At 62.6% G+C, this 15,540-nt stretch carries 10 protein-coding genes and 3 tRNA genes; 4 read left to right on the top strand and 9 right to left on the bottom strand.

What is annotated here, in order from left to right; all coding sequences use genetic code 11:
- Positions 1 to 53 precede the first annotated feature (53 nt).
- From katG to VZC39_RS11410, 4 genes are all read right to left on the bottom strand, one after another.
- Positions 54 to 2,216, bottom strand: a complete 2,163-nt coding sequence (gene katG / locus VZC39_RS11425; RefSeq protein ID WP_434662615.1) for a catalase/peroxidase HPI — start codon at positions 2,214 to 2,216, stop codon at positions 54 to 56.
- Positions 2,217 to 2,784: 568 nt separating this feature from the next.
- Positions 2,785 to 2,860 (bottom strand) — tRNA-His (locus VZC39_RS11420).
- Positions 2,861 to 2,909: 49 nt separating this feature from the next.
- A tRNA-Arg gene (locus VZC39_RS11415) sits at positions 2,910 to 2,986 on the bottom strand.
- Between the two features lie 35 nt (positions 2,987 to 3,021).
- Positions 3,022 to 3,098, bottom strand: a tRNA-Pro gene (locus tag VZC39_RS11410).
- A gap of 215 nt (positions 3,099 to 3,313) precedes the next feature.
- Between VZC39_RS11410 and folD the strand changes: the two genes are divergently transcribed.
- Positions 3,314 to 4,171, top strand: coding sequence for a bifunctional methylenetetrahydrofolate dehydrogenase/methenyltetrahydrofolate cyclohydrolase FolD (folD, locus tag VZC39_RS11405; protein ID WP_434662613.1), 858 nt, complete (start codon positions 3,314 to 3,316; stop codon positions 4,169 to 4,171).
- A 218-nt stretch (positions 4,172 to 4,389) separates the two neighbouring features.
- On the opposite strand, the gene VZC39_RS11400 is transcribed toward folD, so the two are convergent.
- The 3 genes from VZC39_RS11400 to VZC39_RS11390 form a co-directional block, all read right to left on the bottom strand.
- Positions 4,390 to 5,553, bottom strand: coding sequence for a trans-sulfuration enzyme family protein (locus VZC39_RS11400; protein ID WP_434662611.1), 1,164 nt, complete (start codon positions 5,551 to 5,553; stop codon positions 4,390 to 4,392).
- A gap of 114 nt (positions 5,554 to 5,667) precedes the next feature.
- A complete protein-coding gene (locus VZC39_RS11395; RefSeq protein ID WP_434662609.1) occupies positions 5,668 to 6,711 on the bottom strand; it encodes an isopenicillin N synthase family dioxygenase in 1,044 nt (347 codons plus the stop codon).
- 404 nt (positions 6,712 to 7,115) lie between these two features.
- Positions 7,116 to 7,754, bottom strand: coding sequence for an NAD(P)-dependent oxidoreductase (locus VZC39_RS11390; protein ID WP_434662607.1), 639 nt, complete (start codon positions 7,752 to 7,754; stop codon positions 7,116 to 7,118).
- A 100-nt stretch (positions 7,755 to 7,854) separates the two neighbouring features.
- Here VZC39_RS11390 and VZC39_RS11385 point away from each other — a divergent pair, with 100 nt between their 5' ends.
- Both VZC39_RS11385 and VZC39_RS11380 read left to right on the top strand, forming a co-directional pair.
- Positions 7,855 to 8,757 (top strand): LysR family transcriptional regulator, encoded by a 903-nt coding sequence (locus VZC39_RS11385; RefSeq protein ID WP_434662605.1) that lies wholly within the window; start codon positions 7,855 to 7,857, stop codon positions 8,755 to 8,757.
- A 244-nt stretch (positions 8,758 to 9,001) separates the two neighbouring features.
- Positions 9,002 to 9,919, top strand: coding sequence for a helix-turn-helix domain-containing protein (locus VZC39_RS11380; protein WP_434662602.1), 918 nt, complete (start codon positions 9,002 to 9,004; stop codon positions 9,917 to 9,919).
- On the opposite strand, the gene VZC39_RS11375 is transcribed toward VZC39_RS11380, so the two are convergent.
- Entirely contained in the window at positions 9,916 to 11,454 is a 1,539-nt protein-coding gene (locus VZC39_RS11375) for an EAL domain-containing protein (RefSeq protein ID WP_434662600.1), read from the bottom strand. The genes VZC39_RS11380 and VZC39_RS11375 overlap by 4 nt on opposite strands.
- Positions 11,444 to 12,964 (bottom strand): sensor domain-containing diguanylate cyclase, encoded by a 1,521-nt coding sequence (locus tag VZC39_RS11370; protein ID WP_434662598.1) that lies wholly within the window; start codon positions 12,962 to 12,964, stop codon positions 11,444 to 11,446. The genes VZC39_RS11375 and VZC39_RS11370 overlap by 11 nt, the downstream gene beginning before the upstream one ends.
- Before the next feature lie 422 nt (positions 12,965 to 13,386).
- Here VZC39_RS11370 and VZC39_RS11365 point away from each other — a divergent pair, with 422 nt between their 5' ends.
- The gene (locus tag VZC39_RS11365; RefSeq protein ID WP_434662596.1) at positions 13,387 to 15,531 is read left to right on the top strand and encodes a TonB-dependent siderophore receptor; all 2,145 of its coding nucleotides are present in this window, start codon (positions 13,387 to 13,389) and stop codon (positions 15,529 to 15,531) included.
- The last annotated feature ends 9 nt before the right edge of the window (positions 15,532 to 15,540 follow it).

Raw genomic sequence — 15,540 nt, 5'->3', positions numbered from 1 at the left:
TATAAAAAAGCCCCGCTCCCGGTGAGCGGGGCGGGGCTGTTGTCATGGATGACTTAGGCGAGGTCGAAGCGATCCAGGTTCATCACCTTGGTCCAGGCGGCCACGAAGTCGTTGATGAACTTCTCCTTGGCATCCGCGCTGGCGTACACCTCGGCAATGGCCCGCAACTGGGAGTTGGAGCCAAACACCAGATCGACCCGGGTGCCCGTCCACCGGGTCTTGCCGCTCTTGCGATCCTGGCCGGTGTAGGTTCCCTTGTCCGCCGCCGGCTTCCACTCCGTGCCCATGTCGAGCAGGTTGACGAAGAAGTCGTTGGAGAGGGTGCCGGGGTTGGCGGTCAGCACCCCGTGCTGTCCACCGACATTGGTGCCGAGCACCCGCATGCCACCGACCAGCACCGTCATCTCGGGGGCGCTCAGGGTGAGCAGTTGCGCCCTGTCGATCAGCATGGTCTCCGCGAAGGCGGCGCACTGACCGCCGTAGTTGCGGAAGCCATCGGCAAGGGGTTCGAGCACCGCGAAGGAATCGACGTCGGTCTGGGCCTGGGAGGCATCCATCCGGCCCGGTGCGAAGGGCACGGTCACGGCGACCCCCGCCTTCTTCGCGGCCTGCTCGACGCCGAAGTTGCCCGCCAGCACGATGAGATCCGCGAGGGAGACCTTCTTGTCACCCTTGTTGAACTCGGCCTGGATGGCTTCCAGCGCTTTTAGCACCTTGGCCAGCTGAGCGGGCTGGTTGACGGCCCAATCCTTCTGCGGGGCGAGACGGATGCGGGCACCGTTGGCACCACCGCGCTTGTCGGAGCCACGGAAGCTGGAGGCGGCCGCCCAGGCGGTGGAAACCAGCTCGGAGACCGAGAGGGAGGAGGCCTGGATCTTCTCCTTGAGGGCGGCCACGTCCTTGTCTCCGATCAGGGGATGATCGACCGCCGGGATGGGATCTTGCCAGATCAGCGTCTCTTTCGGCACTTCCGGCCCCAGGTAACGGGCTACCGGGCCCATGTCGCGGTGGGTCAGCTTGAACCAGGCGCGGGCGAAGGCATCGGCGAAGGCTTGCGGATCCTCGTAGAAGTGGCGGGAGATCTTGCCAAACTCCGGGTCAAACCTCAGGGTCAGGTCGGTGGTCAGCATGGTCGGCTTGTGGAACTTGCCGGGGATATGGGCGTCCGGAATGATCTCCGGGGCATCTTTGGCTATCCACTGCTTGGCGCCAGCCGGGGACTTGGTCAGTTCCCACTCGTACTTGAACAGGTTCTCGAAGAAGTTGTTGCTCCAAAGGGCAGGGGTCTTGGTCCAGGTCACTTCGAGGCCGCTCGAGACGGTATCCTTGCCGTGACCGCTGCCGTAGTCGCTGATCCAGCCGAGGCCCTGGGCCTCGAGCGGTGCGGCTTCCGGTTCCGGACCCTTGTGGGATTCCGGCGCGGCGCCGTGGGTCTTGCCGAAGGTGTGACCGCCGGCGATGAGGGCGACGGTCTCTTCGTCATTCATGGCCATGCGACCGAAGGTGGAGCGGATGTCCTTGGCGGCTTCCAGGTAGTCGCCGCTGGCGTTCGGTCCCTCCGGGTTGACGTAGATCAGGCCCATGTGGGTGGCGCCGAAGGGGGCCGTCAGCTCGCGATCCCCCTTGACCCGATCCGGGTCGACCCCGAGCCAGGCGATCTCGTCACCCCAGTTGACGTCCTGATCCGGCTCCCAGACATCCGGTCGCCCGGCGCCGAACCCGAAGGTGCGGAACCCCATGGATTCCAGCGCGACGTTGCCGGCGAGGATCAGCAGATCGGCCCAGGAGATCTTGTTGCCGTATTTTTGCTTGATGGGCCAGAGCAGGCGGCGGGACTTGTCGATGTTGACGTTGTCCGGCCAGCTGTTGAGGGGGGCGAAGCGTTGCTGACCGCGGCCACCACCGCCACGACCGTCCGTGGTGCGATAGGTACCGGCGGCGTGCCAGGCCATGCGGATGAACTGGGGCCCGTAGTGGCCGAAGTCTGCCGGCCACCACTCCTGGGAGTCGGTCATCAGCTGGACCAGATCGCGCTTGAGCGCCTTGTAGTCAAGACTCGCAAATGCCTTGGCGTAGTCGAAGTCCTTGTCCATGGGATCTGAGCTGGGGGAGTGCTGGTGCAACAGATCCAGCCTCAGCTGATTCGGCCACCAGTCACGGTTGGTTCTGCCGACGCCGGCGGTGTGGTTGAAGGGGCACTTGCTTTCTTCACTCATCTCGATCTCTCCTTGCTATGGCTGACAACGCGTATCCGGTGAGCATGGAAGACAGTTCCATGTTGCTCGGTCAGCCTGTTTGACATTGCTCGTCGTATTGCTGTGGGTCTGCTCTCAATAACGATTTTTATTTCATTCGTTTGTCTAATGATGCGCCACCCGGGGCGTGAAAGAATGGATTGTGCTCATCTAATTTAACAATCCAATGACGATAGCATCCCCTGCGACATCCGGTGCGGGTCGGGCCGTGGCACCGACCGCAGTCAGTATGGGGCGCAGGGCGAACTTTATTTACTTTTTAATCAGTATCACGGCGTCCGATGCCAGAAGTTGCGCCAAGTCATTGTAGGAAGAGAAATTTAGTGGGGGATCTGGCCTGCGGTCATTTTTGTGATCCCGACCCGCATCCAGCAGGATGCTGGTCAAATGGGTCGGCGTGAAAAGCGGGAGTGATGGCTGCTGAAAGGGGGAGGGGAAGAAAAAAGGCAACAAAAAACCGGCACTGGGCCGGTTTGCTGTACGCCATCTTGTGGCGTCAACCGACGGCACAAGGCGCATCGGGAAATAATGGGGTGGCTGATGGGGCTCGAACCCACGACAACCGGAATCACAATCCGGGACTCTACCAACTGAGCTACAGCCACCACTGAAATCTGCCCTTAATTCCGATGCTGCAAAGAGTCATCGAATTAATGGCGCGCCCTGCAGGATTCGAACCTGCGACCCACGGCTTAGAAGGCCGTTGCTCTATCCGACTGAGCTAAGGGCGCTTTGTATCGCGGAGTGTGGACCTCCACGATGAACCTGGTCGGTGATAAAGGATTCGAACCTTTGACCCTCTGGTCCCAAACCAGATGCGCTACCGGGCTGCGCTAATCACCGAGATGTTACTGCTTGCACCGTCTTTCCAGCATACCGAGCACGGCACCACTGGGCAACGGGCGGGCATCATACCCAAGCGGCAAACACAGCGTCAACGACTTTTTCCGCCAGTAAATTCAAGTGCCTACTTATTGCCCGCCCTGCGAGAGCCGCTAACACCCGCGCCAAAAAAATGCGACAATGCGCACAGTTGAACACAGGATGAGTGAGAACCGATGTCTGCCAAAATCATTGATGGAAAACAGGTTGCGCAAACGATTCGCAGCCAGGTCGCCAAACAAGTCCAGCAGCGCCTGGCCCAGGGAAAGCGTGCTCCCGGGCTGGCGGTGGTTCTGGTGGGAATGGATCCGGCGTCCCAGGTCTATGTCGGCAGCAAGCGTCGCGCCTGTGAAGAGGTGGGTTTCGTCTCCCGCTCCTACGACTTGGATGCCAGTGCGAGCCAGGAAGAGCTGCTGGCCCTGATCGACCGGCTCAATGCCGATCCCGAGGTGGACGGCATCCTGGTGCAGTTGCCCCTGCCGGCTCATTGCGACGCGACCCAGGTGCTGGAGCGGATCCGCCCCGACAAGGACGTGGATGGCTTCCATCCCTACAACATCGGACGCCTGGCCCAGCGCATTCCGGCGCTGCGCCCCTGCACCCCCAAGGGGATCATGACCCTGATTGAAACCACCGGGATCAAGACCCACGGCCTGCATGCGGTGGTGGTCGGCGCCTCCAACATCGTCGGTCGTCCCATGATGCTGGAGCTGCTGCTGGCGGGTTGTACCACCACCACCTGTCACCGCTTCACCCAGGATCTGGAGACCCAGGTGCGCCGCGCCGACCTGCTGGTGGTGGCGGTGGGCAAGCCGAACTTCATCCCGGGTGAGTGGGTCAAACCCGGCGCCCTGGTGATCGATGTGGGCATCAACCGTCTGGCGGACGGCTCCCTGGTGGGGGACGTGGAGTTCGAGACGGCCCGCAGCCACGCGGCCTTCATCACGCCGGTGCCGGGGGGCGTCGGCCCCATGACGGTGGCCAGCCTGATGGAGAACACCCTGATCGCCTGCCAGGAGTACCACGACGCCTGAGAGGGGCGGCGAGGAGAGCGCCGACGAGCAGAGGCTGCTACTCGGCGCCGCCAGGGCGATATAGTCGGCTGTCGGCACGGGTTTGATGGTGTTTTCCATCGCAACAGCGTTTGCATACAGCATGAAAAGAGGGAAGGCGATACCTTCCCTCTTTGCTTTTGCGTGTCCCGGCGAGGCTGCCCTGCGATGAGGCGGGCTGGGGCCGCGTCAGCGCGGCCTCAGATCAGCGCCAGGGCCGCCGCCAGATCGGCGATGAGGTCGTCCGCATCCTCCACCCCGATGCTGAAGCGGATGAGATCATCGTTCACCCCGGCGGCGAGGCGGCTCTCCTCGTCCATGGCGGCATGGGTGGTGCTGGCCGGGTGGCAGGCCAGGCTCTCGAGATCCCCGAGGCTCACCGCCTGCACGAACAGTTGCAGGTTGTCGAGCAGGGTGGCGCAGCGCGCAAAGCCCCCCTCCAGCTCGATACTCACCATGCCGCCAAAGCCGCTGGCGAAGGCGCCGAGGGCATCGTGGCCCGGGTGACTGGCAAGCCCCGGGTAGATCACCCTCTTCACCGCCGGGTGAGCGGCGAGGAAGTCGGCCACTTTCTGGGCGTTGTGCAGATGGGCGTCCATGCGCAGGGGCAAGGTCTTGACCCCGCGCTGCAGCAGATAGGCCTCCTGCGGCCCGATGGGGGAGCCGATGTGTTTGAGGGCAACGGTGCGGATGGACTTCATCAGGGCGTGAGAGCCCGCCACCACCCCGGCGATGATGTCGCCGTGACCGCCCAGGTACTTGGTGCCGCTGTGCATCACGATGTCGATGCCAAGCTCCAGCGGACGCAGCAGATAGGGGGTGAGGAAGGTGTTGTCACACACCGTGATGGCTCCCACCTTGCGGGCCGCCTCCACCACGATGCGGGGATCCACCACCTTGAGGGTGGGGTTGGTCAGCGTCTCGAACAGCACCACCTTGGTGGCGGGGCTGATGTTGGCCAGCAGATCCTGATCGCTGTCGTAGGCGGTAACCCGGATGCCGGCGCGGCTGAAGGTCTGCTTCAAGAAGGCATCGGTGCCGCCATAGAGGGGGCCGATATAGGCCACTTCATCGCCGCTGTCTGCCAGGGCATACATGATGGCGCTCACTGCCGCCATGCCGCTCGCCACCACCAAGGCTTCGTCTGCCCCCTCCAGCGCCGCGAGTTTCAGCTCCAGCTCTGCCGTGGTGGGGTTGCCAAAGCGGCTGTAGATAAAGCCCGGCGCCTGGCCGGCGAAGCGCTCCTTGCCCGCCTGGGCATTGACGTAGCTGAAGGTGCTGCTCTGGTAGAGCGGGGTGGTGAGGGCGCCGGTCTGGGGATCGATACGCTGGCCGCTGTGCACGCTCATGGTCTTGAATTTCATTGTTTTTCTCCGTCATTGCCAGGCTGGCTGGCCATCTGCTTGATCTGTTTATTGTGGCTGGGGAAGGGCGTTCCTTCCCGAAAACGGGATGGCATTGGGCCATCCCCTGTCTGTTCATACGGGCTCGGGCAGGGCGCTGGCTGTGTCCCGTCGGGCCGCTTGGGTGACGCCATAGTGGCGGGCCGCCACGTCCGGGTGGGAGCGCAGTCGTCCCTTGAGCACGTTTTCGCCCACCTCATAGAAGAGCGGATTGGCGGGATCGCTCTCGGGCCCCTGCGCCTCGGCCGCCTGCTCGGGTGAGAGGGTCAGCAGCGGCACCCTGGCGTCCAGCCTCGCCGCCATGAAGAAGGCGAGAGAGAGGCGCGAGACGCCGGGGGGCGGGCTCTTCACCCGGTGCAAGGTTGCTTTCAAGTAGCCGTTGGAGGCGAGCTCCAGCAGCTCGCCGATGTTGACCACCAGAGCGCCCGGCAGGGGCGGGGCGGAGATCCAGCCGCTGGCCGTCTCCACTTCGAGGCCGGAGTGATCGTCCTGTATCACCAGGGTCAGGTAGCCCGGATCCTTGTGGGCGCCGACCCCTTGCCCACTGCCACCCGCGACCTGTCCCGGGTAGTGGATGAGCTTCATGTGCTGATAGGGGGTGCCGCGAATGCTCTCATCGAAGACGCCCGGTGGCTGGGCCAGTGCCTCGGCGAAGGCATCGAGCAGGGTGAGCGTGATGCCGGTGAGTCGCGCCTGCCAGGCCAGCAGCGCCTCCTGCATCTCGGGCAGGGCCGCCGGCCACTGGTTGGGACCGATGAGCCGCTGCCAGGGCTGATGGATCTCTGCCGCCGGGAGCGCCGCCTCTTCCCCCATGATGTCGAACTGCTCCCGCAGATCCGGCCGGGCGCGGGTGAGCTCGGCGCCCACCTGGTTGTAACCGCGAAAATGGGGGGAGTGCACCATCTGCACCGCCCGTTTTTCCTGCTCAGGCAGGGCGAAGAAGCGGGCCGCCAGCGCCAGCATCTCCCGCTGCTGCTCCGGGCTCAGATCGTGGCCAATCAGATAGAAGAAGCCCACCTCTCGCGCCGCCTGGCCGAGCCTTGCCAACATCTGGCGACGGCTGTCGGGGGCACCGCTCAGGGCGGCGAGATCGATGATGGGCAATGACGTGTGTTCCATGTGTCTCTCCTCAGATGCTCGCATACGGGCGCTCCCGCGTTCCAATGACGAGGTGACTGCCGCCGCTGGCCTGGTGGCCAGGATGAGGCGGGTAGCCAGGGGCTTGAGGGGATACTAAGGTTCGGAGTTATAACGGCAAAACAACGAATTATTCTTAGTTATATACAAAATTCGAAATGGAATTCGTTTTATATTCGGAGTGGATGGCTTTAACGGCTTCGAGGCCAGGCGTGGCACGGCTTTGCTCATCGGTGAGGCTGGTACCGGACGCTTTGGCCGACAGGGGCGAGGCAGGCAGCGAAATCTGCTGCTTTAGGATAAAAAATACGAGGGAGGCATAAGCCTCCCTCGTTTTCATGGTGTTTTTAGCTGCCCTCTGACGGAGCGTCAAGGGGATGGGAAGATCAGTAGCCCAGGGTGAAGCGCTGGCGCAGGTGGGCGGGTTGCTCCGCCTCGTTCAATACCCCGTCGGCCAGATCGCCGACGGTGATCCCGGCGGGCTTGTCGCCGCTAAACAGCACCTGATCACCACCGAGCCGGTAGCCGCCGCGCTTCTCGCCGGGTTCGAGGAACACGGGGGGGGAGACGAAACGCCAGTCGAGGGTGCTTTCTTCACGCAGCGCCGTGAGGCCGTCGCGAGCGGCCAGGGCCCCCTGCTTCCAGGCAGCCGGGAAGTCCGGGGTATCCACCAGTTGCACGCCGGGAGCGATCTCCAGGCTGCCGGCGCCGCCGACTACCAGCAGCCAGCGCTTGGCCGCCTTGGCGGCCGTGACGATGGCGCTGGCCCCCTTGAGATACTGCTCATGGATGTCCGGCACGTCCCAGCCCGGGTTGTAGGCGCTGATCACCCGATCCTGCCCCTCGAGGGCGGCGGCCAGAGCCACGGGATCCTGGGCATCCACCGCGACGGCGCGCACCAGGGGGTGGGGGGCTATCTTGCTCACGTTGCGCACGATGGCGGTCACCTGGTGACCACGGCGCACGGCCTCATCGAGGATGGCTGCACCGACAAAACCACTGGCACCGATCAGGGCAATTTTCATGGGGATTCTCCTTCACTGTTGGAATGAGCTCATCCTACGCCCCCGAATGTGATTTAATAATCCACTATAAACTGCAATCACTTGTAAGCTGGATTTAATAATGGATCAACTCAGGCGCTACGCCATCTTCGCTGCCGTGGTGGAGGCGGGCACCATGACGGGGGCCGCCAAGGTCCTCGGCATGACCCCCTCCGCCGTCAGTCAGCACATCAGCCAGCTGGAAGCCCTGCTCGGCCTGACCCTGCTCCATCGCTCCACCCGCAGACTCAATCTGACGGAGGCGGGAGAGGTGGTGTGGCAGGGGTGCCAGTCCCTGCAGCAGACCCTCAACCAGACCGAGTTGCGCCTTGCCGAGGTGCGTGACAGCCTGCTCGGCGAGGTGCGGATCACCGCCCCTGTGGGCATGGCCGGGCAACCCCTCGCGCGGGCGCTCTCGCCGCTGCTGCAGGCCCATCCCGGTCTGTGCATCCAGTTAATCGCCGACGATGGCAAGCGGGATCTCATTGCCGAGCGCATCGATGTGGCGCTGCGGGTCGGCACTCCGCCCGATTCCACCCTGGTGGCGCGCAGGCTGGGACAGACCCGGATGATCTTGTGCGCCGCCCCGGCCTATCTGGCGCGCAAGGGGACTCCCCGCAGTCCGGTGGATCTGCTGGATCATGAGTGGCTGGCCTCGGATCTGCTGGGGGGCGCCCTGGCCTTCTTCGATGAGAAGGGGCAGGCTTACAGGGTCAAACCCAAGCCCAGGGTGCAGTGCAACAACGTGTTGCCCCTGCGCCAGTTCACGTTGGCGGGGCAGGGGATCTCCCTGCAGCCGGAGGGGGAGATCGCCGAGGATCTCGCGGCGGGTCAGTTGCTCGCCTTGCTGCCGGATTATCGGGTGGCCCCCATGGAGATCCACGCCATCACTCCCCAGCGGGAGATCCCGGAGAAGGTGCGGCGGGTGATCGAGGCCCTGCGCCGCTATTTCGCCGACGGCGTGGGAAATCTTTATCAGCGATAAGCGTTGCTTGATGATGGTTTTGCGGTCGTTTTATCTGTCTTTTATTGTTTTTGTGAATTATTGATCTTTCATTTTTATTCAATGTGAATGTTTGCACTGCCGTGGAGTGTTCCGACCGTCGCGTCCGGCCATCGGCCCCGGGTCGGCGAGGCTGGATCCGGGCAGGGAGTGCTTGCCCCTGGCTGGGCGGCCATGTTTAATGTCCCCACCCCGGCATGGCCGCCTTCTGTTTGCAACGCACACCATGATGACCCCGTCCGATCTGCCCACGGCCCTTGCGCCGAGCCCCGCCACCCGCGCCCAGTTCACCCGCATCGAGCGGGTACTCGACTATATCCACCACCATCTGGCGGAGCCCCTCTCCCTGGAGCAGCTGGCCCTGCAGAGCTGCTGGTCCCGCTGGCAGTTGCAGCGGGTGTTCCTGCATGAAACCGGCTTCACGGTGGCGCAATATGTGCGAGAGCTGAGGTTGAGCCAGGCCGCCGAGGCGTTGCTCTCGACGCGGCAGCGGGTGCTGGATCTGGCGCTCTGCCATGGTTTTGGCTCGGAGGTGAGCTTCAGCCGCGCCTTCAAGCAGCAGTTTGGCTGCTCCCCCGTCGCTTATCGCAAGCGAGGGCTGAGGCTGGGACTCTTCATGCCGCTGGTCCGGGCCCAGACGCCGCAGGCACGGGCACCCAGGCTGATGCAGGTACGGGTGGAGAGCCGGCCGGGCTTCCTGCTGCAGGGGGTGAGGGGGGAGATCCGCGGACTCTTTGCCGAGGCGCCCGACTTTCAGCAGCGGGTGCCCGCCATCTGGGGCGCTTTTCGGGCGTGGGGCATGCCGACAGGGGACTGCGAGTTGCTGGGGGTGGTGGATGTCTCCCTTGCCAACGAGGCGGCGCTGCCCTATTGGGCCGGGGTCGCCGTGGAGGAGGAGGCTACGTTGCCACCCGGTCTGGCACGGCTGCGGGTCCCGCCCCAGGCGTATGCCGTGCTCACTCACGTGGGCCCCATCGACGAGCTGGCCGGCACCCTCAACTGGTTCATCCTGCACTGGCTGCCGGGCTCGGGGTATCGGGGGCTGGATGGCTATGAACTGGAGTCCTACGGCCCGGGCTTCGACGGCCAGCAGCACGATGCCCGCATGGAGTACTGGCTCCCCATCGCCCCCTGCGAGGACTAGGCTTGCGGCCCCTGGTGACAGGGGAGAAAGCGCTGGCTGAAGTCACTGGGGGGCAGGGGCTTGGCGAAGAAGAAGCCCTGCTGGTAGTCGATGCCGTAGTGGCGCACCATCTCGACCTGATCCCGGGTCTCCACCCCCTCGGCCACCAGTGCCACCTCCATCCGATGGGCCAGATCCAGGATGTTCTCGACGATGAGCCGAGAGGGACCCTCTTCCTGGATCCCCTTGATGAAGCTGCGGTCGATCTTGATGATGTCCACGTGAAATGTCTGCAAGTAGGAGAGGCTGGAGTGGCCGGTGCCAAAATCGTCGATGGCCACCAGCACCCCCATGTCGTCGAGGGCGTCGAAGATGGCCAGGGTCTGGGCATCGCACTCCAGCATCTCCCGCTCGGTGAGTTCGAGCACCAGCCGGATGTCGTGACCCGCCAGGGCGTCCAGGAAGGCGTGGCATTCGCTCACTATCTCCTGACTCCTGAAATGCTGGGCGCACACATTGACCGCCACGTGAAAACCGGGGGGCAGGCGGTCTGCCATCGTGAGCAAATGCTCAAGGGCCTGCGCCATCATCTGGCGGGTCATGGGCACTATGTAGCCGCACTCTTCCGCCAGGGGGATGAAGTGGTTGGGGGCTATCATTCCCTGCTCGGGGTGGTGCCAGCGCATCAGCACTTCGCAGCCGCACAGCTTGCCATCGCGGTCCATCACGGGTTGCAGATAGGGGATGAACTCGCGCGCCGCCAGGGCCCTGGCCAGCTCGCGGCGCGGTGAACCGCCGCGACCGCTCAGGTAGAAGGTGAGCAGCCCCAGCAGCAGGGCCAGCACCGGAGTGGCGAGCAGGGTGTCGCGGTTGTAATCCCAGGCGAAGGCCAGGATCTGCGAGTAGCCGTTGAGGGCTACCAGCCGATAGGGATGCCCATCGAGGGAGGTGGAGAGCAGTTTGCCCTGCTCTTCCAGCAAGGGGGCGGCGCTCTGGGGACGACCATGACCGTCGAGAGCGCGCTCTCCCAGAATGAAGAAGAGGTTGTCCTCTCCCTTCACGGCTTGCAGGGCCCCGAAGATATGAAAGCCGTCCAGCTCGGCCAGCAGGGTGCGGCCACCGATCTGTTTGCGATAGAGGATGGCGGTCTGGTTGGTGATGGGGCTGTGGCTGGCGAGGATCAGCGCCTGATTGCCAAAAAGATAATGAGGCAGGTTCTGCTCCTGCAGGGGCCGATGCAGGGTGGTGCAGATCAGGCGGCTGCCCTCCAGCACATAGAGTGCCCTGACGTAGGGGGAGGCGATGATGAGATCCCGCAGCGCCAGGACGTTCTCCTTGCAGGCCTTGCCGACCAGAGGACGTGCCTCCTCGATCAGCTGCTGGCTGTCATCGATGGCCGCGTCGATCATGGCCTCGACATGGCGCAGGCTGCGCTCGTTATCCTTGCGAAGGCCGGTGGCGGCCTGCATCAGGTTGAGCATGGTCAGCGCGACAAGCAGACCCAGGCTGAGCAGGCAGGCGAGGCGCAGCCGCTGCGCCAGAGTCTCAGTCGGCATAATGTATCCGATTCTTGCCACTGTGTTTGGCGTCATAAAGGGCCTGATCAACCTTCTCGATCAGTTGTGAGGAGGACTCCTGTCGCCACTGGCCGAGGCCGGCGGAGAAGGTCACCACCATATCGGTCTCACGCCACTGGCGTATCTCGATCTGCTGGCGCCAGCGCTCCAGCAGGGCGTTGGCGGCCTCTTTGTCATTGCCCGGCACTATGATGGCGAGCTCCTCGCCCCCATAGCGGTAGAGGTTGGCCCGGTTGCCTGCCTGCTGCATCCCCACCTGTGCCACGGTCTGGAGCACGATATCTCCCATGGGGTGGCCTCGCTGGTCGTTGATGGCCTTGAAGTTGTCCAGGTCAATCATGCCGAGGAAGAAGGGCTGGCCGCTGCCGACCCAGGCCGCCAGATCCTGATCGAAGCTGCGGCGGTTGAACAGGCCGGTGAGGCCATCCGTGGTGGAGGCGGTCATGGCCTCCTGCATCTGCTCGTGACCATGCTGGATCTCTTGGCGCAGCAGATGGTCGGGTTTGTCCAGTTCGAGGCGCCCGACCCGCATCATGGCGACGATCTGGATCAGCATCTTGTTGATGGAGTTGCGCAGGGAGCCCCAGCAGAGCAGACAGATCAGCAGGCAGACCGGAATGGCGATCAGCAGCAGATCGGCATCGGCCCGGCTGGCGTCGTTGAAATCGTCATCGCTGACGGCATAGATCACAAACCAGTCCGGGTTGGAGAAGGAGTAGTAGTAAAAGTGGGTCCGGCTTTGCCTGTCATGGAGATGATCTTCCCCATTGGTCATCTTGCCGATGAGGATGGGATCGATGCTGTGGCGAAACAGGTTGCTCACATCCGAATGGAGCAGGATGTCACCGGCCCTGTCCACCACGTAGAACTCTCCCCTGAGCGGGCTCTTCAACTGGCGCAGCGGGTAGCTCAGATGCTCGAGGTTCAGATCCATGGCCAGGGTGCCGAGGGGATAGCCATCCTGGCTGACGATGAGCTGGGAGAAGGAGACGGTCTGCTGTCCCGTCTGCGCATTGGTGTAGTGATCGCTGTAATTGATGAACAGGCTGCGGGAGGTGGAGGATCGGAACCAGGGGCGCGTGGTGGCATCGAAATCGGCTGCGACCGCCAGGAAGGGAACGGTATTGAAGTGCCCCTGCAGGTCGGAGGCCACGATGCTCGAGATGTTGGGATTGATGGACAACGTTTGTATCAGCACGGTGCGCAATGGGGATTGCTCTTCATTGAGGAAGGCCGCCAGCCTCGGTTCATCGATGAAGTTGCTGGTCTCGTTGAGGGTGTATTCCAGCGGCTTGAACTGCTGCTCGATGAACTGGGTCGCCATGTTGTGGACGAACATGGCCGCCATCCCGTGATACTGCTGCTCGGCCGCGCGCTGAATGATGTAACTGACGGTCGCCATGCCGATGGTGAGGGTCAGCATGATCACGCCAAAGGAGACATTGAGCTGGGTGTTGCAGTGCAGATCTTTGTTGATGATGTTGTTCATGGGCGCTGTCTGGAGGCCTTATATTGTCTCAAATAGGGCTGTTCTTGGGGGAGGGAAGTCTATCGTTCTCTCTATTAGTAGCGCTTGACCCGGATCAAGCGAGTTGATGAAAAAAGAGTCATAACTCTATTTTTGATGTCGCAAACCTTCAACTAGGCAATATTTCTCTCTAAGCAATCCATAAATGGTAATTATTCACACTGGTTTTGTGTGGTTTTGCCATATAAATGATTTCGCCCCGTGGCGGTCGTTGGCCGCTCGCTCATCTACCCGCAACACGCGGTCAAATGGCACCGAATAGACGCCTTTCTCACGATTTTCCCACCAACATGCCCCAAATTGTTAATTCAGGGGCAAAATAGAACAATAAAATGCAAATGAGATTTGTTACTATTCACATGCAGTTGGCAGTCGAGGATCAGATGCAACTTGTTCACCCCCCATTGACCGTGGTCGCCGCGACCATTTCCGCCCTGCTGGCAGGCTCAGTGCTGGCCGCCACTCCCCAGGATGCCCGGGAGAGTGCGGTCAACGAGACCCTGACCGTGCTCGGCCAGACCTATCGCAACACCGCGACCAAGACCCAGCTCGACCCCATCGAGACGCCGCAGGCTATCTCGGTGGTGGATAGCGAGACCCTGGATCAGCGCGGCGTCAGCTCGGTGAGCGAGGCCCTGCGCTACGTGCCCGGGGTCAACACCGAGCTGCGTGGCGGCGCCGTCAACCGGTTGGATCTGTTCAACATCCGCGGCTTTGACAACTACCAGAACTTCTATGACGGCCTGTTGCTGCAATACAACGAGTGGAACCTGCAACCCCAGATTGACCCGGTCGCCATCGAGCAGCTGGAGGTGTTCAAGGGGCCGACTTCCGTGCTCTACGGCAGCATGCCGCCCGGCGGCATGGTCAACCTCATCGCCAAGCGCCCCCAGCGGGAAGCCAAACACAGCGTGAGCGTGGCCACCGGCACCGGTGCCCTGAAAGAGATGAGCTTTGACAGCACTGGCGCCATCAATGAGCAATTTGCCTATCGGGTGGTGGGGCTGGCCCGTCAGAAGGACGGCCAGGCGGTGACCTCCGAAGAGGAGCGCTACGTCTTCGCCCCCTCCCTGGACTGGCAGCTAGGCGAGCGCACCCTGCTGAACCTGAACCTCTACTACCAGAAGGATCCGGAAGCCGGCATCTATACCACGGTGCCGGCCAGCGGCTCGGTCAAATCCAACCCCCTGGGGCAGCTTGGCAGCGATACCTTCCTCGGCGACGAGAACTGGAACGAGTACAACCGGGACGTAACCCTGGTCGGTTACAAGCTGAGCCACGCCTTCAACGACAGCTGGCAGGTGCTGCAAAATGCCCGCTATATGGATGCCTCGGCCTATCAGCGCAACACCTACAACGCCGCCCTGGCGGCAGACAACCGCACCGTTGCCCGCAACGCCTATTTGACGGACGAGGATTCCCGCGGCTTTGTCATCGACAACCAGCTGGCGGGCAAGGTGATGACGGGGGCGGCCCAGCACAACCTGCTGCTCGGGGTCGATTATCAATATCTGGATGCACGGGTGCGTTATGAAGACACCCTGGACTATTCGGCCCCCAGCATCGACATCTTCAACCCGGATCACAACCAGATAGTGCCCGATGCCCTGCGCTTCCCCTACCAGGACAACAAGACCATCCGCCAGTCCCAGACGGGTGTTTATCTGCAGGATCAGGTGCGCCTGAACAGGCTGGTGGCCATCGGTGGCGCCCGCTACGACAGCTACCGGATGGACACCGACAGCCACACCCTCTATCAGGGGTCGGCCAGCCAGTCTCTGGCGACGATCGATCAGGACAATCTCTCCTTCCGTCTCGGCACCCTCTATGAGCTGGACTACGGCTTCTCCCCTTACGTGAGCTATGCCGAGAGCTTCGAACCGGTGCCGGGGGCGGACAAGAACGGCAAGGCGTTCGATCCCTCCACCGGTCAGCAGTGGGAGGGGGGGCTCAAATATCTGTCGGATGACATGAGCAAGACCTTCACCGTTGCCGCCTTCCACATCACCAAGGAGAACGCCCTGGTGACGGATCCGGACAACATCTACGGGCCCAAGCTGCAGACCGGCGAAATCGTCTCCAAGGGGATAGAGCTGGAAGGGCGGGTGGACATCACCAGCAACCTGGATCTGGCGCTGAGCTATACCCGTCAGGACATGGAGATCACCCGCGACACCACCGATCTGCAGGGCAAGACCCCGGTCTGGGTGCCCAAGCAGATGGCGTCCCTCTGGAGCAACTACCAGGCGGGCGGCAGCTTGCAGGGCATGCGCGTCGGCGCCGGCCTGCGCTATGTGGGAGAGGCCGAGCTCGACGCCGCCAATACCGATACGGTGCCGGATTACCTGCTGATGGACATGTCCGCCTCCTACGATCTGGCCGAACTCAGCCAGAGTCTGAAAGGGGTCCAGGCATCCTTGAGCGCCAGCAACCTGTTCAACAAGACCTACTACTCCTGCTACGACCAGAACAACTGCTGGTTCGGGGCCGAGCGTAACGTGGAGGCGAGACTCAAATACGCATTCTAACCCTGCGTC

It is taken from the genome of Aeromonas sp. NJAU223, from assembly GCF_051125555.1.
Taxonomy (GTDB): Bacteria; Pseudomonadota; Gammaproteobacteria; order Enterobacterales; family Aeromonadaceae; genus Aeromonas; species Aeromonas veronii_G.
This window is presented reverse-complemented; position numbering and strand designations above follow the sequence as displayed.

Coding starts and splice junctions, on each gene's coding strand:
- katG (WP_434662615.1), bottom strand. CDS start 2,216: ATGAGTGAAGAAAGCAAGTGCCCCTTCAACCACACCGCCGGCGTCGGC.
- folD (WP_434662613.1), top strand. CDS start 3,314: ATGTCTGCCAAAATCATTGATGGAAAACAGGTTGCGCAAACGATTCGC.
- VZC39_RS11400 (WP_434662611.1), bottom strand. CDS start 5,553: ATGAAATTCAAGACCATGAGCGTGCACAGCGGCCAGCGTATCGATCCC.
- VZC39_RS11395 (WP_434662609.1), bottom strand. CDS start 6,711: ATGGAACACACGTCATTGCCCATCATCGATCTCGCCGCCCTGAGCGGT.
- VZC39_RS11390 (WP_434662607.1), bottom strand. CDS start 7,754: ATGAAAATTGCCCTGATCGGTGCCAGTGGTTTTGTCGGTGCAGCCATC.
- VZC39_RS11385 (WP_434662605.1), top strand. CDS start 7,855: ATGGATCAACTCAGGCGCTACGCCATCTTCGCTGCCGTGGTGGAGGCG.
- VZC39_RS11380 (WP_434662602.1), top strand. CDS start 9,002: ATGATGACCCCGTCCGATCTGCCCACGGCCCTTGCGCCGAGCCCCGCC.
- VZC39_RS11375 (WP_434662600.1), bottom strand. CDS start 11,454: ATGCCGACTGAGACTCTGGCGCAGCGGCTGCGCCTCGCCTGCCTGCTC.
- VZC39_RS11370 (WP_434662598.1), bottom strand. CDS start 12,964: ATGAACAACATCATCAACAAAGATCTGCACTGCAACACCCAGCTCAAT.
- VZC39_RS11365 (WP_434662596.1), top strand. CDS start 13,387: ATGCAACTTGTTCACCCCCCATTGACCGTGGTCGCCGCGACCATTTCC.